The organism is Paracoccus thiocyanatus (assembly GCF_900156255.1).
Taxonomy (GTDB): Bacteria; Pseudomonadota; Alphaproteobacteria; order Rhodobacterales; family Rhodobacteraceae; genus Paracoccus; species Paracoccus thiocyanatus.
Map to the genome: position 1 here is coordinate 17,823 of NZ_FTMK01000009.1, position 20,911 is coordinate 38,733.

Sequence of the window (20,911 nt, forward strand, 5' to 3'; positions counted from 1 at the left end):
CATGCCGGGGCGCCTCCGGCGGGAGTATTTTCGGAAACGGTGAAATCGCGGGGTTTGCGGTGCCTGGACGCGCATCGGTGCCGCGGGATAGGGAAAGGGCGGACCCGCAGGCCCGCCCTTGCTTATTCGTCGCGAGGTTACAGCTGGCGCTGCACTTCCTCGCGTTCGAAGATCTCGATGACGTCGCCCTTGCGGATGTCTTCGTAGTTTTCAAAGGCCATGCCGCATTCCTGGCCGGACTGCACTTCCTTGACCTCGTCCTTGAAGCGCTTGAGCGTCTTGAGCGTGCCTTCGTGGATCACCACGTTGTCGCGCAGCAGACGGACGCCGGCGGAACGCCGCGCCACGCCCTCGGTCACCAGGCAGCCGGCGACATTGCCGACGCCCGAGACGCGGAAGACTTCCTTGATCTCGGCATAGCCGATGAAGTTCTCGCGCACCTCGGCGGAAAGCAGGCCCGAGGCCGCCGCCTTGATGTCGTCCACCAGGTCGTAGATGATCGAGTAATAGCGGATCTCGACCCCCTTCTGGTTGGCGGCGTTCCGGGCCGGGGCATTGGCCCGGACGTTGAAGCCCAGGACCGGCGCCTGCGACGCCTCGGCCAGGCCGACATCCGATTCGGTGATCGCGCCCACGCCGTAATGCAGCACGCGGACCCGCACCTCTTCGTTGCCGATCTTTTCTAGCGCCTGGACGATGGCCTCGGCCGAGCCTTGCACGTCGGCCTTGATGACCACCGGCAGTTCGGCGACGCTTTCGTCGGCCTTGGCCTTGGCCAGCATCTGGTCCAGCGTGATCGCGGCACCGGCGGCGGCGCGCTTGTCCTTGGCGGCCTGGATGCGGTAATCGGCGATCTCGCGCGCCTGGGCCTCGGTCGCGACGACGTTCAGCACGTCGCCCGCCTCGGGCGTGCCGTTCAGGCCCAGCACCTCGACCGGGACCGAGGGGCCGGCCACGTCGATGCGATCGCCGCGGTCGTTGATCAATGCGCGGACCTTGCCCCATTGTTCGCCGACGACGAAGATGTCGCCGCGCTTCAGCGCGCCGTTCTGCACCAGGACGGTGGCGACCGGGCCGCGGCCGACATCCAGCTTGGCCTCGATCACCGCGCCCTGGGCGGGGCGGTCGGGATTGGCCTTGAGCTCCAGGATCTCGGCTTGCAGGGCGATGGCTTCCAGAAGGTTGTCCAGCCCCTTGCCGGTCTTGGCCGAGACTTCGACGTCCTGCACCTCGCCCGACATGGCCTCGACGACCACCTCGTGCTGCAACAGGTCGGTGCGGACCTTTTGCGGGTTCGCATCCGGCTTGTCGACCTTGTTGATCGCCACGATCATCGGCACCTTGGCGGCCTTGGCGTGGTTGATCGCCTCGACCGTCTGCGGCATGACCGCGTCATCGGCGGCGACCACCAGCACGACGATATCCGTCACCTGCGCGCCGCGGGCCCGCATCGAGGTGAAGGCGGCGTGGCCGGGCGTGTCGAGGAAGGTCAAGAGCGCCCCGTTCGCCGCCTTCACCTGATAGGCGCCGATATGCTGGGTGATGCCGCCGGCCTCGCCCGAGACGACATTGGCGTGGCGGATCGCGTCCAGAAGCGAGGTCTTGCCGTGGTCCACATGGCCCATGATGGTGATGATCGGCGCGCGCGGCTTCAGATCCTCGGCCTTGTCCTCGACCTGGTCGATGACCTGTTCCACGTCGGCATCCGAAACCCGGACGGCGCGGTGGCCGAATTCGTCGATCACCAGTTCGGCGGTATCGGCATCGACCGCCTGGTTGGCGGTGACCATCATGCCCATGCGCATCAGCGACTTGATGACATCGGGCGTGCGCTCGGCCATGCGGTTCGCCAGTTCGGACACCAGGATGGTTTCGGGAAGCTGCACGTCGCGCACCTGCTTTTCGGCGCGCTGGTGGCCGCCCATGGCCTTTTGCCGGGCCTTTTCCTGCTTGCGCTTCATCGCGGCCAGGCTGCGCTGGCGACCGCCTTCGCCGGCCAGCGCCTGGCTTAGCGACAGCTTGCCAGTGCGACGGTTGTCGTCGCGGTTCTTGGCGCGGCTGTCGCGGTCGTCGGCGCCGCCGCGGGTGTCGCGGTCGCGATCGGTCTTGCGCGGGCCGGCAGCGGTGACGCCCTTGGTCTCGGCGCGTGCGGCGGCCGCCTCGGCCGCGGCGCGGTCGGCGGGGGTCGCGGGACGTGCATCGGCCTTGGGCTTGGCGATCTCGGCCTTTTTCTTTTCACGCAGCTCGGCTTCGCGGGCGCGGCGCTCGTCCTCTTCGGCCTTCAGCCGCAGGGCTTCTTCGCGCTCGCGTTCTTCGCGCTCCTTGGCCTCGGCTTCCTGCCGGCGGCGCTCGCGTTCTTCCTCGCGGGCCTTTTCATCGGCGGCGCGCTGCGCGGTCTCTTCGACCTCGCGGGCCTTGGCGGCCTTCAGCGCGGCCAGGCGACGCTCCATCTCGGCATCCGAGATGCCGGCGGGGCGCTTCGACGGGTCGCCCGACACGGCCGAGGGCGAGCCCGAGCGCCCGCCGCCAGCCGACGCCCCGGCCTTGCCGGGCACGACCACGCGCTTGCGCTTGGTCTCGACGACCACGTTATGGGTCCGGCCGTGGCTGAAGCTTTGCTTCACATGGCCCGAACGGCCGCCACCAAGACCCAGGGGTTTCTTTCCGTCAGTATCGCTCATCCGATCTTCATTCCTTCCCGGCAGCCGCATTGCTGCCGTCATGCTTGCGCAGACCTGTCAGTCTGCTCGCGTCCCTGATCAATTTGTCGGTCAGGCCCCCCGGCGCAAGCGCGCTGTGTATGACATGATCGCGCCCAAAGGACAAACCCAATTCTGATGCGGTCAGGCAGCCGAACCATCGCCCGCCGGGCGGGGTCCAAAGCTTGCCCTTGCCGCGTTCGGACCCGTCGCTGGCTTGCAGCAGGACCCTGGCCCGGCCGGCCGCCAGCCAGTCCTTGACCTTTTCGAATCCGGCGACCGCCAGCCCGGCCTTGCGGGCCAGGGACAGCGAATCCGTCACCCGCCGCGCCAGCCCGGTCTCGATCATCGCCAGCAGTTCGGGCGGCGCGGAAACGCGGGCTTTCGCCCCGCGCGAGAACAGCCCCTTGGTCGCCGCCTTGTCCAGCGCCGCGCGGTCGGCCACGACCCAGAAGCCGCGTCCGGGCAGCTTTTCGGCCAGGTCCGGCACCACCGCGCCATCGGGGCCCGCGACAAAGCGGATCAGCCCAGCCTTGGGCTGGACCTCGCCCGTGACGATGCAGCGCCGCTCGGGCGTCTCGCGGTCCTTGATACGGCCCCCGCGTGTCATCCGATTTCCGGGGCGTTACACCCCGGCCTCCTGTTCGTCGCCGGCCTCGGCCTCGGCCTCGTCGGCCGCTTCCAGTTCGGTGGGATCGACCCAGCCCAGCATCACGCGGGCGGTCATCACCATGGTCTGCGCCTCGTCCAGGCTGATGTCGAAGGGCTCCAGGATGCCGTCGTCCTTGATGCGCTGGCCGTCCTGCGTGGTCCAGCCGCCGGCCAGTTCCCAGTCGGCGCAGGTGGCGAAATCTTCCAGCGTCTTGACGCCGTCCTTGGCCAGCGCCTCGACCATCTGCGGGGTCAGCCCCTCAAAGCCGATCAGGCTGTCCTCGGCACCCAGGGCGCGGGCGTTTTCCAGCGCCGCCTTGTTCGCGGCCTCCAGATGCTCGCGGGCGCGGGTCTGCAATTCCTCGGCGGTGCCTTCGTCGACGCCTTCGATGGACAAAAGCTCGTCCAGGTCGACATAGGCGACTTCTTCCAGGTTGGTAAAGCCCTCGGCCACCAGAAGCTGGGCAAAGAACTCGTCCAGGTCCAGCGCATCCATGAACAGCTTGGTGCGGGCGTTGAACTCGGCCTGGCGGCGCTTGGACTCTTCCTCTTCGGTCAGGATGTCGATGTCGAGGCCGGTCAACTGGCTGGCAAGCCGCACGTTCTGGCCGCGCCGCCCGATGGCCAGCGAAAGCTGCTCGTCGGGGACCACCACCTCGATGCGGGTCGCGTCCTCGTCGAAGACGACCTTCGCCACCTCGGCCGGTTGCAGCGCGTTGACCAGGAAGGTCGCCTGGTCCTCGGACCAGGGGATGATGTCGATCTTTTCGCCCTGCAATTCGCCGACCACGGCCTGCACCCGGCTGCCGCGCATGCCGACGCAGGCGCCGACCGGGTCGATCGAGCTGTCATAGGAAATCACCGCGATCTTGGCGCGCGAGCCGGGATCGCGGGCGCAAGCCTTGATCTCGATCACGCCGTCATAGATTTCCGGCACTTCCATCTTGAACAGTTCGGCCATGAACTGCGGATCGGTGCGCGACAGGAAGATCTGCGGGCCGCGGGCTTCGCGGCGCACGTCCTTGACATAGGCGCGGATGCGGTCGTTCGGGCGATAGCTTTCGCGGCCGATCTTTTCGTTGCGGCGCAGGATGGCTTCGCCCCGGCCCACATCGACGATGATGTTGCCGTATTCCTCGCGCTTGACGACGCCGTTGATGATGGTGCCGGCGCGGTCCTTGAATTCTTCATACTGGCGGTCGCGCTCGGCCTCGCGGACCCGTTGCAGGATCACCTGCTTGGCCGATTGCGCGGCGATGCGGCCCAGGTCGACCGGCGGCACCTGTTCCTGGAACACGTCGCCCGGCTGCGGCCTGCCCGAGAAATCCGCCAGAACCTGGCCGTCGCGCAGCCAATGGGCGCGGCCGTCCTTGGACGGTTCGAAATAGGGCGCGGCCTGTTCGGCGGTGAACTGGGCCTGGTAATTCTCGACCGCGTCATCCTCGACCACGGTGCGGGCGCGGGTAAAGGCGGCATTGCCGGTCTTGCGGTCGATATGGACGCGGATGTCCATTTCCGAGCCATAGCGCGACTTCGCCGCACGGGCCAGGCTGTCCTCCATCGCCTCGATCACCAGACCGGGGTCGATCATCTTTTCCCGTGCAACGGCCTCGGCAGTTTGCAGCAGTTCAAGCTGGTTGGCAGAGGTGATGGCCATTCCTCACTCCTTCGCGGCGGCGTTGTCTTCGCCGGCTTCCGTTTCGATCTCGTCAAAGGCGGTTTCGTCCAGGTTGTCGATCTGCACGCCCGCATCCTTTTTCTGTCGCAGCATCTCGGCGATCAGCTCGTCGGTCAGCACCAGCTTGGCATCGGCAAGCCAGTCGAAATTCAGCCCGATGGTCTGGGTCTCGCCGCCTTCCTCGATGTTGAGCAGCACTTCTTCGCCGCCGTCGCCCTGTTCGACGCCGGCCAGCATGCCCTTGAAGCGCTTGCGCCCGTCGATGGGCTGGTTGGTTTCCAGCCGCGCCTCGTAACCCTCGAAGGTGGCGAAATCCTTCAGCCGGGTCAGCGGCCGGTCGATGCCGGGGCTGGACACCTCCAGGTGATAAGCCTCTTCCAGCGGGTCCTCGACATCCAGGATGGCGCTGACGGCGGTCGAGATATCGGCGCAGTCATCGACATTGATGCCGCCTTCGGGCCGGTCGGCCATGATCTGCAAGGTCGCGGTCTTGCCGCCTTGCAGGCGGATGCGCACCAGTTCGAAACCCAGATCCTCGATGACCGGGGCGATGATCTCGGCCAGGCGCCGGTCGATGGCGGTCTTGGCGATGAGGTCGGTCATGCTGATCCCCCAAAAAAGAAAAACGGGCCGAGGCGGCCCGTGCGACTTCCCGGTGGGCAGGGTCGTGGACCTGCGCCGCTGTTGAGCCGCATATAGGCCCGCCGGCGCGGGATTGCAAGGAAAACCGCCGCGTCGCCTGCGCTTTGCCTGGCGGACCGCAAATCCGCCGCGCCCGCGCCCCGCAAAAGCCTAGCTGGCGACCCCCCCGGCATCGCGGAAACCGTCCATGACGCGCACCAGCTCCGCGGCGATTCGCGGCTCGCTCAGCGCATGGCCCGATGCCGGGACCAGCCGCAATTCGGCCCGGTCCCAGCCCTGGGCCAGCTCCCAGGCGGTCGCGGGCGGACAGACCATGTCATAGCGACCCTGCACGATCACGGCCGGGATATGCTCGATGCGGTGGCGGTCGCGCAGAAGCTGCCCCTCGGCCAGGAAGCAGTCATTGGCGAAATAGTGATTCTCCAGCCGGGCAAAGGTGCGGGCGTAATCGGGCGGCGCGTGGCCGGACCCGTTGATCTCCAGCCCGGCCAGCGCATTTTCCCAAAGCAGCCAGGGCAGGGCAAAGCGCGTCTCTTGCCCGCGGTCGCCGCTGAACAGCCGGCGGTGATAGGCGGCGATCATGTCGCCGCGCTCGGCCTGGGGGATCGGGGCCTGGAACTCGGCCCAGCGGTCGGGGAAAAACCGTGCGACGCCGCCGCCATAGAACCAGTCAAGTTCGGCCCGCCGGCCCAGGAACACGCCGCGCAGGGCCAGCGCCAGGACCGCCTGCGGATGCGCCTCGGCATAGGCCACCGCCAGCGTCGCGCCCCAGCTGCCGCCGAACAGGATCGCCCGCTCGATCCCCAGGGCGCGGCGGATCACCTCGATATCGGCGACCAGGTGCCGGGTGGTATTGGCGATGACGGCGGCATGGGGCTGCGAGCGGCCGCAGCCGCGCTGGTCGAACAGCACCGCCCGGTAATGCGCCGGATCGAAAAAGCGCCGCATGAAGGGGCTGCACCCGCCGCCCGGCCCGCCATGCAGCACGATCACCGGAACGCCCTGCGGATTGCCGCTCTGCTCGACATGCAGCCGGTGGCCGTCACCTACGCCGATCACCCGGCGGTCGAAGGGCTCGACCATCGGGTGCAGCCTGCCATGCGACGATGCGCCGCCGATTTGCCCTGCCAATCTGTCCATGGCACCACTATATAGCGCCTCGCAGGCGCCCGCCACATGAAGGACGGCCAGATGAGCGAAAGACCAGTTCCCAGCAGCATCGACCCGGCCGAGGTCGCCAAGTTCCAGGCCATGGCGCGGGACTGGTGGGACCCGCAGGGCAAGTTCAAGCCGCTGCACATGCTCAATCCGACGCGGCTGGACTATGTCACCGCCCAGATCGCCGCGCAGTTCGGCCGCGACCTTGCCGCGCCCACGCCCTTCCAGGGGCTAAGGCTGCTCGACATCGGCTGCGGCGGCGGGCTGATGGCCGAGCCGATGGCCCGGCTGAGTGCCACCGTCACCGGCGCCGACGCGGCCGAGGGCAATATCGCCGTCGCCCGCCTGCATGCCAGCGAACAGGACCTCGCCATCGACTACCGCGCCACCACGGCCGAGGCGCTGGCGGCCGAGGGGCATCGCTTCGACGTGGTGATGGCGCTGGAGATCGTCGAACATGTCGCCGACCCCGCGCAGTTCATCGCCACCTGCCGCGACCTGCTGGCGCCGGGCGGCATGCTGATCCAGTCGACGCTGAACCGCACCGCGAAAAGCTTCGCCGCCGCCATCGTAGGGGCGGAATGGGTCATGCGCTGGCTGCCCAAGGGGACGCATGACTGGCGCCGCTTCATCACGCCCGACGAACTGGCGGCGATGACCCAGGCGACCGGGCTGCGCGTCGTGGACCGCTGCGGCATGGTCTTCAACCCGCTGGGCTGGAGCTGGTCGCTGTCGCATCGCGACCTGTCGGTGAACTACGCGATGACCGCCCTGCGCGACGCCTGACTTCTTCGCTCCGCAAATACCCCGCGGCAGCGGGGCGATCCCGCGCCGGCCTTCACCGTTTCGAAAATACTCATGCGACCGGGCAACCGGCGGGGTCAGCGCCCGCCGCGCGTTTCGTGACGCAACGTCTCTTCAAGCTGCTTGCGCAGCATGCGCAGGACCGGCAGCGCCGCGCGCACCCGGTCGGCGCCGACATCGCGCACCACATCGGCGATTCGCGGCATGAACGCCGCCAGCGCCGCGTCCCGCGCCGCCCGGCCCGCCGGGCTGATGGCGATGAACTTGCGCCGCGCGTCGTCCCAGTCGGGGCGGATATGGATATGCCCCGCCCATTCCAGGCGCGACAATGTGTTGGTCATGGCGCCGCGGGTGACATGGAACGCCTCGGCCAGTTCGGCCGGCGTGCGCTCGACATTCAGATGCGCCAGCAGGTTCAGCACCGAGAAATGCGAGATCTGCATGCCCTTGGGCAGCGCCTTGCCGATCAGGTCGCGCGCCAGTTGGTCGGCGATGAACACCTCGGAAAACAGGCCGGCCGCCAGCGCATCGGCCGCAGCTTCGGCCTGTCCGTGCGGGCTGTCTTGCGTCTTGTGGATCATGGGCCCGCGAAGTTCCGGTCATGCGTCAGGGATGGGATGCGGGACCGTGCCCCGAGAACCGCCGCCGGGTCAAGCGTCACGAAGGTCACGCCGGGCTCGGCGCCGCCATCGGCCAGCACCTCTCCCCAGGGCCCGACGGCGAGCGAATGCCCGTGGCTGCGGCGCGGCCGGCGGTCCGGCTCGGCATGGGCGGGATGGGTGCCGCATTGCGCCGGCGCCAGCACGAAGCAGCCGGTCTCGATGGCGCGGGCGCGCAACAACACCTCCCAATGCGCGGCGCCGGTGGTGTCGTTGAAGGCGGCGGGCACCACCAGCACCTGCGCCCCGGCCTGGGCCAAGGCCCGGTAAAGCGCGGGAAAGCGCAGGTCGTAGCAGACGGTCATGCCGACCGGCAGCGGCCCCCGGCCCAGCACCGCCCGGTCGCCCGGCCGGAAGACCGCCGATTCGCGATAGGATTCGCTTTCGGACACGGTGACGTCGAACATGTGCAGCTTGTCATAGCGCGCCCGGATGCCGCCATCCGGCGCGATCAGGAAGCTGCGATTGGCAAAGCGGCTTTCGCCCGGATCGCCGGTCTTCAGCGACAGCGACCCGATCAGCAGCCAGATGCCCAGTTCGCGGGCATCCTCGCGCAGCGCGGCCAGGGTCGGGTCCTCGGCCTCGACATGCAGGATGCGGTCCAGCCGCTCGCGGCTGGCGCCCAGCAGGTTGGTGGCCTCGGGCGTCAGCACCCAGCCGGCCCCGCCCTGCGCCGCCTGGCGCAGCAGCGCCCGCGTCGCCGGCAGGTTGCGCGCCGGGTCGTCCGAAACGCTGAGCTGCACCAGCGCCGCGGTCAGCGCCTGGTTCATGCGGTCAGGCCCAGCAGCCCGTCCAGCTTGCCCTGGCGGTCCAGCGCGTGCAATTCATCGCAGCCGCCGACATGGCGGCCGTCGATAAAGATCTGCGGTACGGTGCGCCGGCCGCCGGCGCGCTGGGTCATGGCGGCGCGCAATTGCGGATCGCGCCCCACATCGGTGTCCTGATAGCTGACGCCCTTGCGCCGCAACAGCGATTTTGCCGCGATGCAATAGGGGCAGGTGGACGTGCTGTAGATCTCGACCTTGGGCATATGCGCGTTCCGTTCATCATGGTTCGGCCCCTTTATCTAGGTATCCTTGACCGCCCGCGCCAGAACCACGACCGAGATCGGCCCCGCGCCCGCCGTCGCCAGCGCCTGGGCCGAGGCCGCCAGCGTCGCCCCCGACGCCATCACGTCATCGACCAGCAGCACCGCGCGGCCCCGCAGCCGCGGGACCATGCGCGCGACCACGCCGATCGCCCCGTCCACATTCGCGAAACGGTCGCCGACGCTGCCATGATCCTGCATCGGCGTATGGCGAAGCCGGCGCAGCGCCCCCGGCAGATGCGCCAGCCCATGCGCGCGCGCGACGCGTTGCGACAGCATTTCGGCCTGGTTGTATTTCCGCCTTAGAAGCCGGCGCAGATGCACCGGGACCGGCACCACCACCGCGTCCGGCCGCAGCAGCGGCAGCGCCGCCCGCGCCACCCAGTCCCCCAGCGCCGGCGCCAGGTCCAGCCGGTCGGCATGTTTCAGCATCAATGCCAGCCTGCGCCCGGTGCCGCGATAGGCCAGCGCCGCCCGCCCTTGCTGCCAGGGCCGCGGCATGGCCAGGCATTCGTCGCAGATCAGCAGCCCCGCCGCGGCATCCCCCGCATCGCCGGTCCCGTCGCCGGGCAGCGGCAGCCCGCAACGCGTGCAGCAGGTGCCGGTGACGAATTCGGCCTCGCGCCAGCAGGCGGGGCAAAGCCCGCCTTCTTCGGCGACCGGGGCGCCGCAGCACAGGCATTGCGGCGGATAGACCAGCCGCAATGCGTCTTTCATCAGGCCGCGAAGCCCCCTATGTTCAGCCCCCATGATGCCCGATCCCACCCCTTCTGTTCCCCGTCTGACCGACCGCCCGGCGCTGGAGCGCAACCGCGCCCGCGCCCTGCGCCTGGGGCCTGTCGATTTCCTGCACCGAATCGTCGCCGACGAAATCCAGGATAGGCTGGCAGAGGTTAACAGAACCTTTAGCGCCGTCGCCGTCGTCACCGGCCAGCCGCATTTCTGGCGACAGGCGATGCCTGGGGCGACGATCGTGGCGGACGGGCCGGCGCTGGCGCTGGAGCACGGCGCACATGATCTGGTGATCCACGCCATGGCGCTGCACTGGGCCGAGGACCCGGTGGGCCAGATCGCCCAGGCGGCGCGCGCGCTGCGCCCCGACGGGCTGTTCGTCGCCGCATTTCCCGGCGGGCGCAGCCTGCACGAGCTGCGCGACGCGCTGACCCGCGCCGAGGCCGAGGTCACGGGCGGCCTGTCCCCCCGCGTCCTGCCGATGGGCGAGATCCGCGATCTGGGCGGGCTGCTGGCGCGCGCGGGCCTGGCGCTGCCCGTCGCCGACCAGTTCACCCAGACCGTCAGCTATCGCAACCTGTTCCACCTGGGGGGCGACCTGCGCGCCATGGGCGAGGGCAATGCGCTGGCCGGGCGGCTGCGGCACCCGACGCGACGAGATGTCCTGTTGCGTGCCGCCGCGCTTTATGCCGAAAACCATGCCGACCCGCAGGATGAAACGCGCATCCGGGCAACCTTCGATCTGGTCTTCCTGACCGGGTGGGCGCCCGATGCCAGTCAGCAGAAACCGCTTCGCCCAGGTTCGGCCCGGATGCCGCTTGCCGAAGCTCTTGCCAGCACGAGAAAGCCCGAATGACGATTGCCGAGTATGCCCCAGCCGACCATCCCAGCATCCCAGCCCGCAAGATCGGCGTGCTGGTCGCCAACCTGGGCACGCCCGATTCGCCCGATTACTGGCCGATGCGGCGCTATCTGAGCGAGTTCCTGTCCGACAAGCGGGTGATCGACTATCCGGCCTGGAAATGGCAGCCGCTGCTGCAAACCGTCATCCTGTCGAAGCGGCCCTTTACCTCGGGGGCGAATTACCGGCTGATCTGGAACAACGAGGCGAATGAAAGCCCGCTGATGACCATCACCAAGGAACAGGTGGCGGCGCTGCGGGAACGGGCCTCGGCGCTGTGGGGCGACCGGGTCATGGTCGATTTCTGCATGCGCTACGGCAACCCCTCGACGCCGGAGGTGGTGGACCGCATGGTCAAGGCCGGCTGCGACCGCATCCTGTTCTTTCCGCTTTATCCGCAATATGCCGGCGCGACCTCGGCCACGGCGAACGACCAGTTCTTCCGCGCGCTGATGACGCAGAAATGGCAGCCCGCCTCGCGCACCGTGGCGCCCTATTTCGACCGGCCCGACTATATCGAGGCGCTGGCGGCCTCGGTCGAGCGCGCCCTGGGCGGCCGCCAGCCCAGGAAGCTGGTCGCCAGCTATCACGGCATGCCCCAGCGCTATCTGATGGAGGGCGACCCCTATCATTGCCAATGCCAGAAAACCTCGCGCCTGCTGGCCGAGCGGCTGGGCTGGGACCGGGACGTGATCGACACCACCTTCCAGTCGGTCTTCGGGACCGAGGAATGGCTGCGCCCCTATACGGTCGAGCATGTGGCCGAACTGGCCAAGCAGGGCATTACCGAAATCGCGGTGATCTCGCCCGCCTTCTCGGCCGATTGCATCGAGACGCTGGAAGAGATCCAGGGCGAGATCCGCGAGGCGTTCGAACATGCCGGCGGCAAGGAATTCACCTATATCCCCTGCCTGAACGCAGACCCTGCGCATATCGACGTGCTGACCGCGGTGATCGCCGAGAACCTGGCGGGCTGGGTCTGACGCGTGGATGTCCGCTTTGCAGGACGAAGCGGACGTTCTGACCTGCAATGTTGGCGGGCGCTGGATTCACCGGCGCGCGCGTCCCTTGCCCGGCCGCCGGACGAAAAAGGGGCCTTGCGGCCCCTTGCTGTCATTCCAGTTGCGGCCGGATCAGATCAGCAGCACCTGGGTCCCGACCTTGGTCAGCCCGAAAAGCTGCTGGATATGTTCATTGTAAAGCCCGATGCAGCCGTTCGAGGACTTGCGGCCGATCTTGCGCGTGTCATGCGTGCCGTGGATGCGGTAATACTGCCAGCTTAGCCACAGCGCATGGGTTCCCATCGGGTTGTCCGGGCCCGGCGGCACGAAATCCGGCCATTCGGGATTGCGCTTCTTCATCTCGGGGGTGGGGGCCCAGCTTGGCCCCTCGACCTTCTTGATGATTTCGGTGCGGCCGGTGCGGGTCAGGTCGGGGCTGACCGGGACCGAGGTCGGGAACAGCTTGTAAACCGTCTGGTCCTCGGACCAGAAATGCAGCGCGCGCGAGGTCAGGTCGACCAGGATCGCGCCATTGGTCAGGCTGCTGAAATAGGGCTGCCAGTCCTGCATGCGGAAGCTGGAGATGTTGCGCCGCGCATCCTGCGTCGCGTCATATTGGACCATGCCCGCGTCGGGCGTGGCGCCACCCGCCGCGCCCTGCAACGGCTGGCCGGTATAGGGATCGAAGGATTGCGCGATGGCCGGCGCCGCCAGCCCCGCCGCGCCCATCGCCATCGATGCGGTCAGAAATCTCCGACGCGAAACCGGATTTTTCGGCGTGATCATGTGTCGCTCCTGATATGTGGCGGACCGCTTGCCGGCCTTCTTGCTCGAATACGGAAATGAGGTCGTTCCGAGACGGGCATTTACGCCTGCCGCAGGCGCCGCGCAATTCAAACAAGCGTCATTGTCGCAACACAGCCGCAGCCTGTGGCGCTCACGCAATCTTGGGTTTGATGCGGCGGGCAGGCTTTTGTATGGCTGGCACAAATATCCTCGGGGACAAGACATCATGCTGAAACTTTCGACCCTGGCGCTCGTCTCGGTGCTGGCGCTGGCGGCCTGCCAGCAGCCGCAGCAACAGCAACTCGGCCCCGACGGCCAGCCGCTGCCCGTCGCCTATCGCATCACCCCGCGCGAAGAGGGGCAGATACCGGGCCGCGTCCTGGGCCAGATCAATGCGCTGCGCGCCAATATCGCCGCGCCCGCCATGGTGCAGAGCCCGGCCCTGGATGCGGCGGCCAAGGTGCATGCCCGCGACATGGCCGCGCAGAACCGGGCCTGGCATTTCGGCTCGGACGGCTCGTCGCCGCTGGATCGGGTGCGGCGGCAGGGCTATATGGGCCATCTGGTCGGCGAGAACATCTCGGAAACCTATGAGAACGAGATCACCACGCTGAACGCCTGGATGCAGACCCGCGACACGCGCGACGTGATCATGGACCCGCGCGCTACGGAATTCGGCATCGGCTGGTATCAGGAACCTTCGGGCAAGATCTGGTGGGTGCTGATCACCGGCGGCGCGGCGGGGGCCCCGACGGCCCTGGCGGGCGGATTTGCGCCCGGCGCCGGCATCTGACCGGCCGCGGGTTTCGCCCCTGAACGGGACATGACGGCCGGCGGGCGGCCTTGCCGCCAAGGCCGCTTGCGCCGGCGATCATGCGCGGGACCGCAGATAAAGGCGGTGTTCACGGCCTTGGCGCCCAGCCAAGGCTTGAACAGCGTTATCTAGCCTTCGTCCATGCGGCCGGTGAACGGGCCCGGTTTCCTGTCCTCCCGCTCCAGCACATGGATAGCGCATCCCGCATCCGTCCTGGGACGGAGCGAGCCGCGCCACGACCGGCCGCGACCACGGCGGGAACGCCCCCGGCGCATGGCCGGGCGCGCGCGGCCCTATTTGAAGGTCAGCTCGTATTCGCCATCCTCGAAGGACAGCATCTCGACAAAGGTCATGTCCTCGTCATCCTTGAAGACATAGACGTGGAAAGTGTCGTTCTGAAGGGTGGCGCGACAGAAGACATCCTTGGCCGTCACCTTGGCCGGACAGGTCTTCAGGTCGATATGGTTCACCGAAGGCTCGAAGGCCATATAGCCGAACTCCTGCGCATGCGCACCCATGGCAGCAGCGACAAGAAGGGCAGGGACGAGAAGCGGTTTCATGGTGATCTCCAGCACTGGACATGAGACTGACAAAATCAGTCAGCTTTTCCTACAGGAGGCAGCACGCGCCACGCAACGCTTATTTGGGTGCGGCAGAACCGGCGGCCGCAAGCCGTCGCTTGCGGCCGGCCTGGTGCGGCGGGATCGGATAAGGCGGCGCGGCGGCATCGACTGCCTGCGCGGCTACGCGCCGTGACAGGCCCCGCGGCCCTGCTTCTGCCGGGGCCGCGGCGTCCCTTTCCTTTCAGGGATAGATAAAGATCGGCACGCCTGGGCGCAGGATGCTGAAGATTTCCTCGATTTCCTGGTCCGTTACTGCGATGCAACCGGCCGTCCAGTCCGCGCGGTTGAGCGCGCGGCCTTCGGGCCCCAGTCCGTGGATGAAGATATCCCCGCCCGGCCGCAGCCCCATCGCCGCCGCATTGGCCACGTCCTGTCCCGACGGATAAGAGATGCCGACCGACAGGTGATAGCGGCTTTGCGGATTGAAGCGGTCGATGAAATACATCCCCTCGGGGGTGCGGCCGTCGCCTTCATATTGCTTGCGGCCGACCGGCTGGTTGCCCAGGTTGATGCTGTAGCTTTTGACGACCTCTTTGCCGCTGACCAGATACATCTTGCGGTCGGCTTTCTTGACCACGATCTGCGTAACCGGCGGCCCCTGATAGGTCTGGCTGGGTTGCAAGCTGTCGCCCCCGCCGCAGCTTGCCAAAAAGGCCACTGCGACAAACGCGAAAAATGCGCGTGTTGCCCGAATCATCACTGCCCTCTGTATGCGCTATGCGCTTCGTTTTGTTATGAAATACCACAGAGGTTAAGATTCGGCTAGCGGCGGCGAAATTCCGCCACCGTTTCGACATGGGGCGACCAGCGGAACTGATCGACCACGAACAGGCGCTGGACCGTATAGCCGCCTTGGGCAAGAATCCGCGCATCCCTTGCAAAAGTCACGGGGTCGCAACTGACCCAGGCCAGCGTGGCAACGGCCGAGCGGGCGATCTCGCGCGCCTGCGCCTCGGCCCCGGCGCGGGGCGGGTCGATCACGATCGCGTCATAGTCCAGCTCGTCGGCCAGCAGCGGGCGGCGCGCCAGGTCGCGGATCTCGGTCGTGATTCGGCGCAGGCCGGGTGCCTGCCGGGCGGCGGCATCCAGCGCCTGCAACGGCGCGGCCAGCCCTTCGACGGCATGAACCTCGGCCGTCTCGGCCAGGGGCAGCGAAAAGGTGCCGCAGCCGGCGAAAAGGTCCAGCACCCGCCCGGCGTTCCCCACCATGCCGCGCACTGCGGCCAGCAGCGCCGCCTCGCCCTCGGCGGTGGCTTGCAGGAAAGCGCCCGGTGGCGGCACCACCCGCGCGCGGCCCATGGCCAGCGCCGGCGGGCGGCGGGTGATGGCCTGGCCGTCCCAGCCAAGCCGCGCCAGGTCGCCCTGATCCGCCAGCGCAGCCAGGCTCTGGAACAGCGCCGGTTCCATCGGCTTGCCGCCGGTGACGGCCACGTCCAGCCCGGCCGGGGTTTCGGTCACGGTCAGCGACAACTCGCCCGAGCGCGAGGCGCCGGCGACCACCAGCCGCCGCAGCAAGGGCAGTGCCGCCTGGATGGCCGGCCGCAGCACCGGGCAATCGGCGACATCCACGATCACGTCCGAGGCGCGGGCGTGAAAACCCAGCAGCGCGCCTTTCTTCGTGCGCCGTCCCGACAGCACCGCCCGCCGGCGCGAGCGCGGCGGCGAGACATGCATCCCCGCGACGGGTGCGGCAAGCCCTTGCGCGCGCAGGGCTTCGGCCACCACGCCGGCTTTCCATTCCTTTACCAAGGCATCCGAGCCATGCATCAGCGAACAGCCGCCGCAGGTGCGGTAATGCGGACAGGCGGGGCGCACCCGCTCGGCCGAAGGGGTGACGATGCGGGGGCTGGCGATGCGGCCGTCCTGGGCCGCGCCCTCGATCACCTCGCCGGGCAGGACCAGCGCGGCCAGCGCCCGCTGCGTGCCGCTGACGGCCACGCCATCGCCCTTGCGGCCCAGCCGCTCGACGGTCCAGATCACTCGGCGGCCTCGGCCGCGTCGTCCTCGGTGCCCAGGAAGCCGCCCGACTGGCGGTTCCAATAGCGCGCATAGGTGCCATTGAGCGCCAGCAGTTCGGCATGGGTGCCCTGTTCGACGATGCGCCCCGCCTCCATCACGACGATGCGGTCCAGCTCGGCGATGGTCGAAAGCCGGTGGGCGATGGCCAGCACCGTCTTGCCCTGCATGGCGCGGTGCAGCGCGTCCTGAACCTGGGCCTCGACCTCACTGTCCAGCGCCGATGTCGCCTCGTCCAGCACCAGGATCGGCGCGTCCTTCAAAAGCGCGCGGGCCAGGGCGACGCGCTGGCGTTGCCCGCCCGACAGCTTGACGCCCCGCTCGCCCAGATGCGCGTCATAGCCGGTGCGGCCCATATGGTCGCGCAGACCCAGAACGAAGTCATGCGCCTCGGCGGCCTTGGCGGCGGCCACGATTTCCTCTTCGGTCGCATCGGGGCGGCCATAAAGGATGTTTTCGCGCGCCGAGCGGTTGAACATCGCGGTTTCCTGCGTGACCATGGCGACGTTGCGGCGCAGGCTTTCCTGCGTCACCGCGCGCAGGTCGTGGCCGTCCACCCGCACCGCGCCGCTTTCCACGTCGTAAAGCCGCAAAAGCAGCGACACCATGGTCGATTTCCCCGCCCCCGAGGCGCCGACGATGCCCAGCTTTTCGCCCGGCGCCACATGCAGGTCCAGGTCGCGAATGCCGCCTTCACCGCGGCCATAGGCGAAATCGACATGGTCAAAGTCGATGCGGCCCTGGACCCGGCCCAGGGCAAGGGCGTCGGGGGCGTCGGTCAGGTCATGGGGCGGGGACAGGGTCTTCATCCCGTCCTCGACCTCGCCGATGCTGCCCCAGACGCCCATCAGCGCCATGCTGACCCAGCCGGTCATCTGCGCCAGCCGCATGGCGATGGCGCCGGCGGCGGCGATGTCGCCGGCCGTCGCCATGCCCTGCCGCCACAACAGGATGGTGCCGCCGACCAGGATCACCGGCAGCGCGCCGGCGATGGTCATCAGCGACAGGCGGAACCAGGTGCTGACCCGGCCGAAATCCAGCGCGCGTTCGCGAAATCCGGCCATGGCGCCAAGTGCGGCGCGGTCTTCGTGCTCGGCATGGGCGAAAAGCTTGACGGTCTTGATATTGGTGATCGTGTCCACGACCTGCCCCGTCACCATGGCCCGCGCCGAGGCCCGGCTGGCCGAGCGGGTGCGGATGCGCGGCAGGAAGAAGCGGATCAGCAGGGCATAGAACCCCAGCCAGACCAGAAGCGCCAGCGCCCCCCAGCCATCGACCGAGACCAGGAAGGCCGCCGAGCCGATGACCGAGGCCAGGGCAAAGGCCACCACGTTGACGAATTCGCTTGCCACATCGGTCACGGCGCGGGCGGTCTGCATCTGCTTTTGCGCGATGCGGCCGGCGAAATCGTTGTCAAAGAACGTCACCGCATGGCCCATGGTCCAGCGATGCAGCCGCGACAGCACCAGGGGCAGGATGTTCGGCCCGATCATGACGCTGGAACTGGCAGTCGAAAGGCCAAAGATCGCCGGGCGGATCAGCAGGAAGAAGGCGACGAAGCCCAGCATCAGCCCGCCCTGTTCCGCCCAGATCCGGTCCGCGGGGGTCGAGACCACCGCGTCGATCACCCAGCCCAGCAGCACTGCCGAGGCGACATCGGCGATGCCCCCCAGCGCCGAGGCGACCGCCGCCAGCGTCAGCCCCGGCCAGGCGCCCGACAGGCACCAGCGGAAAAAGGCCAGCAAGGTGCGGGGCGGCGGACCCTCGGCCGGGCGAAAGGCGTCGATCATGCGGGCGAAGAAATCATGCATCAGTTTTCAGCCTTGTGTTGCAGCGCGATCCGCAGCAGCGCCTGGCGCGGCAGGGTGAAATCGCTTTCGACAAAGGCGTCCTCGGCCCGGCGCAAAGCCTGGCCCAGGGCGGGGCCGGACAGGTCCGGCATCAGGTCGCGGGCGGCCAGCGGGAATTGCGCCCCCGCTCCGCGGGCCAGGTCGTGGCACCAGCCAAAGGCGGGCCTGTCGCCGCGGGCGGCGCGGATCAGCACCGCCTGCGCGGCCGGGGCGCGGCCCAGGCGATAGGCGGCCTGGGGCGCAGGCAGGCGCAGCGCCTGGGCGATCAGGTGCTGCGCGCGGGTCTCGTCCCGCGACAGGCGCAGCGCCTGGGCGGCACCCGCAGCGCCCAACAGCGCCAGCCGGCGCGGCCAGCAGGGCAGGGCGCCGGTGCCGTATTCCCGCTCGACCTCGATCAGCTCGGGCAGGTCGCTGGCATCCGCACCGGGCAGGACCAGCGCCAGCACCCCCGCCTCGGCCATCAGCGCCGTGGCCGGTGCGGGATCGGGGGCGTCCAGCAGCTTGCGCATCTCGTGGCCGATACGCTCGCGCGAGATGCCGGCCAGCCCCTGGCGCAATTCGCGGCAGGCGGCCAGCGCGTGCAGGTCGGCCTCGCGCCCATACCAGGCCAGCAGGCGGAAAAAGCGCAGGATGCGCAGATAATCCTCGGCGATGCGGGCGCGCGGGTCGCCGACGAAGCGCAGCCGGCGCGCGGCCAGGTCGGGCAGGCCGCCCACCGGGTCCAGGACCTCGCCCGAGGCGGTGGCGTAAAGCGCGTTCATGGTGAAGTCGCGGCGCTGCGCGTCATCCTCGATGCGGTCGGAATAGGCCACGACGGCGCGGCGGCCATCGGTTTCCACGTCGCGGCGAAAGCTTGTCACCTCGAAGCCGCGGCCATCGGCGATGACGGTGACGGTGCCATGTTCGATGCCGGTCGGCACGCTGCGCAGGCCGGCCGCCTGGGCCAGCCGCACGGTGTCCTGGGGCCGGGCGGAAGTCGAGATGTCCACATCCGACGCCGGCTCGCCCAGCAGCGCATTTCTGACCGCACCGCCGACGACCAGCGCCTGCGCGCCTTGCGCCGCCAGCGCGGCCAGCACCCGTTTCAGGGCCGGGTCGTCAAGGAAGGGCGCGTTCAGTCGGGTCATGCGCAAAGCCTTGTCGCCAGGGAATGCAGCACGCGGGCGGTGGCGCCCCAGATGTAATAGGGGCCCCAGGGGGCGACATAATAGTCGCGCCGCGCCCCGCGCCAGATCCGGCCCTCGACATGGTAATTCGCCGCGTCGCAGACATGGGCGAAGGGGACGGTGAACACCTCTTCGACCTCGCCCGCCTCGGGGATGGGGGTGAAGGGGCCGTGGACCAGCGCCAGCACCGGGGTCATGGCAAAGCCGGTGATGGTGCGATGCGCCGGCATGGTGCCCAAGACCTCGACACGGGCGGGGTCCAGGCCCACCTCTTCATGCGCCTCGCGCAGGGCGGCGGCGGTTTCGTCGGCATCGCCGGGGTCGACCTTGCCGCCGGGCAGGGCGATCTGGCCGGGATGGTGGCGCAGGCTGGAGGCGCGCTTGGTCAGGATCAGCCGCCCGTCCGCGGCGTCAAAGGCCGCCAGCACCCCCGCCGGGCGCAGCGCGACCCCCTGGGGGGCGGCGGTGCCGAAATCGTAGTCGGACGAAGGCCCCGTCGTTCCCGACAGGGCCCGCATCAGCGTCTGGCGGATCGTCGCCATCAAAGCGCGGCCCGGCTTTCCCCCGCGCCGCCCTGGGCAAGCGGCCGGCCATCGGCGTCGATGGTCGCCTCGAAGCCAAGGCTTTGCGGGTCGAATTCGTAATGCGCGCCGCAGAACTGGCAATCGGCGGTCACGATGCCGTCGTCGTTGGTCATGTGCCGGATGTCCTTGGCGGAATAGATCGACAGGGTGCCGCGCACCCGATCCGCATTGCACGAACAGCCGAAGACCAGCGGCTGGGCGGCGAAGGCCGTCGGCTCTTCCTCGTGGAACAGGCGGAAGACCAGGTTGGGCAGCGGCAGGGCGGGATCGACCAGTTCCATCGCCTCGACCGTGGCCATCAGCGTGGTGGCGCGGTTCCAGTCCTCGGATTGCGCGCCTTGCAGGATGTCGGCGGATTGCAGCGCCTCGCCGCCGGGTGCTGTATGGCTGGCGGCGGGCAGGGTCTGCACCATGATGCCGCCGGCGCGCCAATGCTCCTGTGCCTGGCCCGGCAGGCGGGCGCGGCCCACCGTCAGCTCGAACTGGGTCGGAAGCTGCTCGGACTGTTCGAAATAGGTCTGCGCGCAGGTGGCAAGCGAGCCGCCCGCCAGGGGCGTCAGGCCCTGATAGGGGGTCGTGCCCTCGCCCTGGTCGATCAGCACCGCGAAATAGCCCTGGCCAAGCTGGTCGAAGCCGGGCAGGTCCTCTTGCAGGCGCTCGGCGTCGAAACTGGCCCAGGCGCGCATGCGGGCGGGGCCGCCCTCGGTCTCGGGGGCATAGTAATCGGTGGCGATGGTGCGGATGGCGCCGTTGCCGCGCACCTGAAGCGACAGTTTCCAGCGCAGCTTGACGGTCTGGCCGATCAGCGCCGTCAGCGCCGTCAGTTCGGCCACCATGGCGCTGACCGCCACCGGATAGTTGTGGCGCGACAGCACATGTTCGAGCAGCGGTCCCAGGCGCGCCGCGCGCCCGCGCATGCCCGAGCGTTCCAGCTGGAACGGCAGCACGGCGTCGTCCCAGGAAATATCCTTCGTTTCGGTCATCACAAGTCCTTCGGAACAGGGTGCGCGGCGGCCGGCAAGCGGCCTGGCGCCTTGGCCTCAATATAGGGTTTGGGGCG

The 20,911-nt window shown here is 68.5% G+C and carries 21 protein-coding genes; 4 read left to right on the forward strand and 17 right to left on the reverse strand.

Annotation, left to right across the window (positions count from 1 at the left end):
* Window positions 1-137: 137 nt before the first annotated feature.
* The 5 genes from infB to pip all read right to left on the reverse strand — a co-directional run bounded on the left by infB (window position 138) and on the right by pip (window position 6,810).
* On the reverse strand, window positions 138-2,681 hold the full coding sequence (gene infB, locus F3H32_RS08515) for a translation initiation factor IF-2 (protein WP_149765475.1): 2,544 nt from the start codon (window positions 2,679-2,681) through the stop codon (window positions 138-140).
* 7 nt (window positions 2,682-2,688) lie between these two features.
* Window positions 2,689-3,309 carry an RNA-binding protein gene (locus tag F3H32_RS08520; RefSeq protein WP_149765476.1) on the reverse strand — a complete coding sequence of 207 codons (621 nt, stop codon included), beginning with the start codon at window positions 3,307-3,309 and terminating at the stop codon, window positions 2,689-2,691.
* 15 nt (window positions 3,310-3,324) lie between these two features.
* Entirely contained in the window at window positions 3,325-5,007 is a 1,683-nt protein-coding gene (gene nusA / locus F3H32_RS08525; protein WP_149765477.1) for a transcription termination factor NusA, read from the reverse strand.
* A 3-nt stretch (window positions 5,008-5,010) separates the two neighbouring features.
* On the reverse strand, window positions 5,011-5,631 hold the full coding sequence (gene rimP, locus F3H32_RS08530) for a ribosome maturation factor RimP (RefSeq protein ID WP_115755962.1): 621 nt from the start codon (window positions 5,629-5,631) through the stop codon (window positions 5,011-5,013).
* A 189-nt stretch (window positions 5,632-5,820) separates the two neighbouring features.
* Window positions 5,821-6,810 (reverse strand): prolyl aminopeptidase, encoded by a 990-nt coding sequence (gene pip / locus F3H32_RS08535; protein WP_149765478.1) that lies wholly within the window; start codon window positions 6,808-6,810, stop codon window positions 5,821-5,823.
* Between the two features lie 51 nt (window positions 6,811-6,861).
* Here pip and ubiG point away from each other — a divergent pair, with 51 nt between their 5' ends.
* Entirely contained in the window at window positions 6,862-7,614 is a 753-nt protein-coding gene (ubiG, locus tag F3H32_RS08540; RefSeq protein ID WP_149765479.1) for a bifunctional 2-polyprenyl-6-hydroxyphenol methylase/3-demethylubiquinol 3-O-methyltransferase UbiG, read from the forward strand.
* A gap of 95 nt (window positions 7,615-7,709) precedes the next feature.
* Here the strand turns inward: ubiG and F3H32_RS08545 are convergent, their stop codons facing one another.
* Genes F3H32_RS08545 through F3H32_RS08560 form a run of 4 tightly spaced genes read right to left on the reverse strand, consistent with a single transcriptional unit; the run spans window position 7,710 to window position 10,095 of the window.
* Window positions 7,710-8,213 carry a MarR family winged helix-turn-helix transcriptional regulator gene (locus F3H32_RS08545; RefSeq protein WP_115755960.1) on the reverse strand — a complete coding sequence of 168 codons (504 nt, stop codon included), beginning with the start codon at window positions 8,211-8,213 and terminating at the stop codon, window positions 7,710-7,712.
* A complete protein-coding gene (locus tag F3H32_RS08550; RefSeq protein ID WP_188128625.1) occupies window positions 8,210-9,061 on the reverse strand; it encodes a carbon-nitrogen hydrolase family protein in 852 nt (283 codons plus the stop codon). Before F3H32_RS08550 ends, F3H32_RS08545 begins: the two co-directional genes overlap by 4 nt.
* Window positions 9,058-9,321, reverse strand: a complete 264-nt coding sequence (gene grxC, locus F3H32_RS08555) for a glutaredoxin 3 (protein ID WP_115755959.1) — start codon at window positions 9,319-9,321, stop codon at window positions 9,058-9,060. Before grxC ends, F3H32_RS08550 begins: the two co-directional genes overlap by 4 nt.
* Before the next feature lie 36 nt (window positions 9,322-9,357).
* A complete protein-coding gene (locus F3H32_RS08560; RefSeq protein ID WP_149765480.1) occupies window positions 9,358-10,095 on the reverse strand; it encodes a double zinc ribbon domain-containing protein in 738 nt (245 codons plus the stop codon).
* Between the two features lie 31 nt (window positions 10,096-10,126).
* On the opposite strand from F3H32_RS08560, the gene F3H32_RS08565 reads away from it, so the two are divergent.
* Window positions 10,127-10,966 carry a methyltransferase domain-containing protein gene (locus F3H32_RS08565; protein ID WP_149765481.1) on the forward strand — a complete coding sequence of 280 codons (840 nt, stop codon included), beginning with the start codon at window positions 10,127-10,129 and terminating at the stop codon, window positions 10,964-10,966.
* Window positions 10,963-11,994 (forward strand): ferrochelatase, encoded by a 1,032-nt coding sequence (hemH, locus tag F3H32_RS08570; protein ID WP_149765482.1) that lies wholly within the window; start codon window positions 10,963-10,965, stop codon window positions 11,992-11,994. The genes F3H32_RS08565 and hemH overlap by 4 nt, the downstream gene beginning before the upstream one ends.
* 150 nt (window positions 11,995-12,144) lie before the next feature.
* Here the strand turns inward: hemH and F3H32_RS08575 are convergent, their stop codons facing one another.
* Window positions 12,145-12,798, reverse strand: a complete 654-nt coding sequence (locus F3H32_RS08575; protein WP_115757253.1) for a L,D-transpeptidase — start codon at window positions 12,796-12,798, stop codon at window positions 12,145-12,147.
* A 226-nt stretch (window positions 12,799-13,024) separates the two neighbouring features.
* On the opposite strand from F3H32_RS08575, the gene F3H32_RS08580 reads away from it, so the two are divergent.
* Entirely contained in the window at window positions 13,025-13,591 is a 567-nt protein-coding gene (locus F3H32_RS08580; protein ID WP_149765483.1) for a CAP domain-containing protein, read from the forward strand.
* 314 nt (window positions 13,592-13,905) lie between these two features.
* On the opposite strand, the gene F3H32_RS08585 is transcribed toward F3H32_RS08580, so the two are convergent.
* The 7 genes from F3H32_RS08585 to hslO form a co-directional block, all read right to left on the reverse strand.
* Entirely contained in the window at window positions 13,906-14,172 is a 267-nt protein-coding gene (locus F3H32_RS08585) for a hypothetical protein (RefSeq protein ID WP_149765484.1), read from the reverse strand.
* A gap of 244 nt (window positions 14,173-14,416) precedes the next feature.
* Complete coding sequence (locus tag F3H32_RS08590) at window positions 14,417-14,932, reverse strand: L,D-transpeptidase family protein (protein ID WP_115757247.1); 516 nt, start codon at window positions 14,930-14,932, stop codon at window positions 14,417-14,419.
* A gap of 65 nt (window positions 14,933-14,997) precedes the next feature.
* Window positions 14,998-16,215 carry a class I SAM-dependent RNA methyltransferase gene (locus F3H32_RS08595; protein WP_149765485.1) on the reverse strand — a complete coding sequence of 406 codons (1,218 nt, stop codon included), beginning with the start codon at window positions 16,213-16,215 and terminating at the stop codon, window positions 14,998-15,000.
* Window positions 16,212-18,062 (reverse strand): ABC transporter ATP-binding protein, encoded by a 1,851-nt coding sequence (locus tag F3H32_RS08600; protein WP_149765486.1) that lies wholly within the window; start codon window positions 18,060-18,062, stop codon window positions 16,212-16,214. The genes F3H32_RS08595 and F3H32_RS08600 overlap by 4 nt, the downstream gene beginning before the upstream one ends.
* Window positions 18,062-19,228, reverse strand: coding sequence for a CCA tRNA nucleotidyltransferase (locus tag F3H32_RS08605; protein ID WP_149765487.1), 1,167 nt, complete (start codon window positions 19,226-19,228; stop codon window positions 18,062-18,064). The genes F3H32_RS08600 and F3H32_RS08605 overlap by 1 nt, the downstream gene beginning before the upstream one ends.
* On the reverse strand, window positions 19,225-19,809 hold the full coding sequence (locus F3H32_RS08610) for an NUDIX hydrolase (protein WP_149765488.1): 585 nt from the start codon (window positions 19,807-19,809) through the stop codon (window positions 19,225-19,227). Before F3H32_RS08610 ends, F3H32_RS08605 begins: the two co-directional genes overlap by 4 nt.
* The gene (gene hslO / locus F3H32_RS08615) at window positions 19,809-20,834 is read right to left on the reverse strand and encodes an Hsp33 family molecular chaperone HslO (protein ID WP_149765489.1); all 1,026 of its coding nucleotides are present in this window, start codon (window positions 20,832-20,834) and stop codon (window positions 19,809-19,811) included. Before hslO ends, F3H32_RS08610 begins: the two co-directional genes overlap by 1 nt.
* Window positions 20,835-20,911: the final 77 nt, after the last annotated feature.

What these genes read in the sequence shown, in the direction of transcription:
- F3H32_RS08610 (WP_149765488.1), bottom strand. Translation starts at nt 19,809, where the DNA reads ATGGCGACGATCCGCCAGACGCTGATGCGGGCCCTGTCGGGAACGACG.
- F3H32_RS08545 (WP_115755960.1), bottom strand. Translation starts at nt 8,213, where the DNA reads ATGATCCACAAGACGCAAGACAGCCCGCACGGACAGGCCGAAGCTGCG.
- rimP (WP_115755962.1), bottom strand. Translation starts at nt 5,631, where the DNA reads ATGACCGACCTCATCGCCAAGACCGCCATCGACCGGCGCCTGGCCGAG.
- hemH (WP_149765482.1), top strand. Translation starts at nt 10,963, where the DNA reads ATGACGATTGCCGAGTATGCCCCAGCCGACCATCCCAGCATCCCAGCC.
- F3H32_RS08600 (WP_149765486.1), bottom strand. Translation starts at nt 18,062, where the DNA reads ATGCATGATTTCTTCGCCCGCATGATCGACGCCTTTCGCCCGGCCGAG.
- F3H32_RS08605 (WP_149765487.1), bottom strand. Translation starts at nt 19,228, where the DNA reads ATGACCCGACTGAACGCGCCCTTCCTTGACGACCCGGCCCTGAAACGG.
- F3H32_RS08520 (WP_149765476.1), bottom strand. Translation starts at nt 3,309, where the DNA reads ATGACACGCGGGGGCCGTATCAAGGACCGCGAGACGCCCGAGCGGCGC.
- hslO (WP_149765489.1), bottom strand. Translation starts at nt 20,834, where the DNA reads ATGACCGAAACGAAGGATATTTCCTGGGACGACGCCGTGCTGCCGTTC.
- grxC (WP_115755959.1), bottom strand. Translation starts at nt 9,321, where the DNA reads ATGCCCAAGGTCGAGATCTACAGCACGTCCACCTGCCCCTATTGCATC.
- F3H32_RS08560 (WP_149765480.1), bottom strand. Translation starts at nt 10,095, where the DNA reads ATGAAAGACGCATTGCGGCTGGTCTATCCGCCGCAATGCCTGTGCTGC.
- F3H32_RS08580 (WP_149765483.1), top strand. Translation starts at nt 13,025, where the DNA reads ATGCTGAAACTTTCGACCCTGGCGCTCGTCTCGGTGCTGGCGCTGGCG.
- F3H32_RS08575 (WP_115757253.1), bottom strand. Translation starts at nt 12,798, where the DNA reads ATGATCACGCCGAAAAATCCGGTTTCGCGTCGGAGATTTCTGACCGCA.
- F3H32_RS08550 (WP_188128625.1), bottom strand. Translation starts at nt 9,061, where the DNA reads ATGAACCAGGCGCTGACCGCGGCGCTGGTGCAGCTCAGCGTTTCGGAC.
- ubiG (WP_149765479.1), top strand. Translation starts at nt 6,862, where the DNA reads ATGAGCGAAAGACCAGTTCCCAGCAGCATCGACCCGGCCGAGGTCGCC.
- nusA (WP_149765477.1), bottom strand. Translation starts at nt 5,007, where the DNA reads ATGGCCATCACCTCTGCCAACCAGCTTGAACTGCTGCAAACTGCCGAG.
- infB (WP_149765475.1), bottom strand. Translation starts at nt 2,681, where the DNA reads ATGAGCGATACTGACGGAAAGAAACCCCTGGGTCTTGGTGGCGGCCGT.
- F3H32_RS08565 (WP_149765481.1), top strand. Translation starts at nt 10,127, where the DNA reads ATGATGCCCGATCCCACCCCTTCTGTTCCCCGTCTGACCGACCGCCCG.
- F3H32_RS08590 (WP_115757247.1), bottom strand. Translation starts at nt 14,932, where the DNA reads ATGATTCGGGCAACACGCGCATTTTTCGCGTTTGTCGCAGTGGCCTTT.
- F3H32_RS08585 (WP_149765484.1), bottom strand. Translation starts at nt 14,172, where the DNA reads ATGAAACCGCTTCTCGTCCCTGCCCTTCTTGTCGCTGCTGCCATGGGT.
- pip (WP_149765478.1), bottom strand. Translation starts at nt 6,810, where the DNA reads ATGGACAGATTGGCAGGGCAAATCGGCGGCGCATCGTCGCATGGCAGG.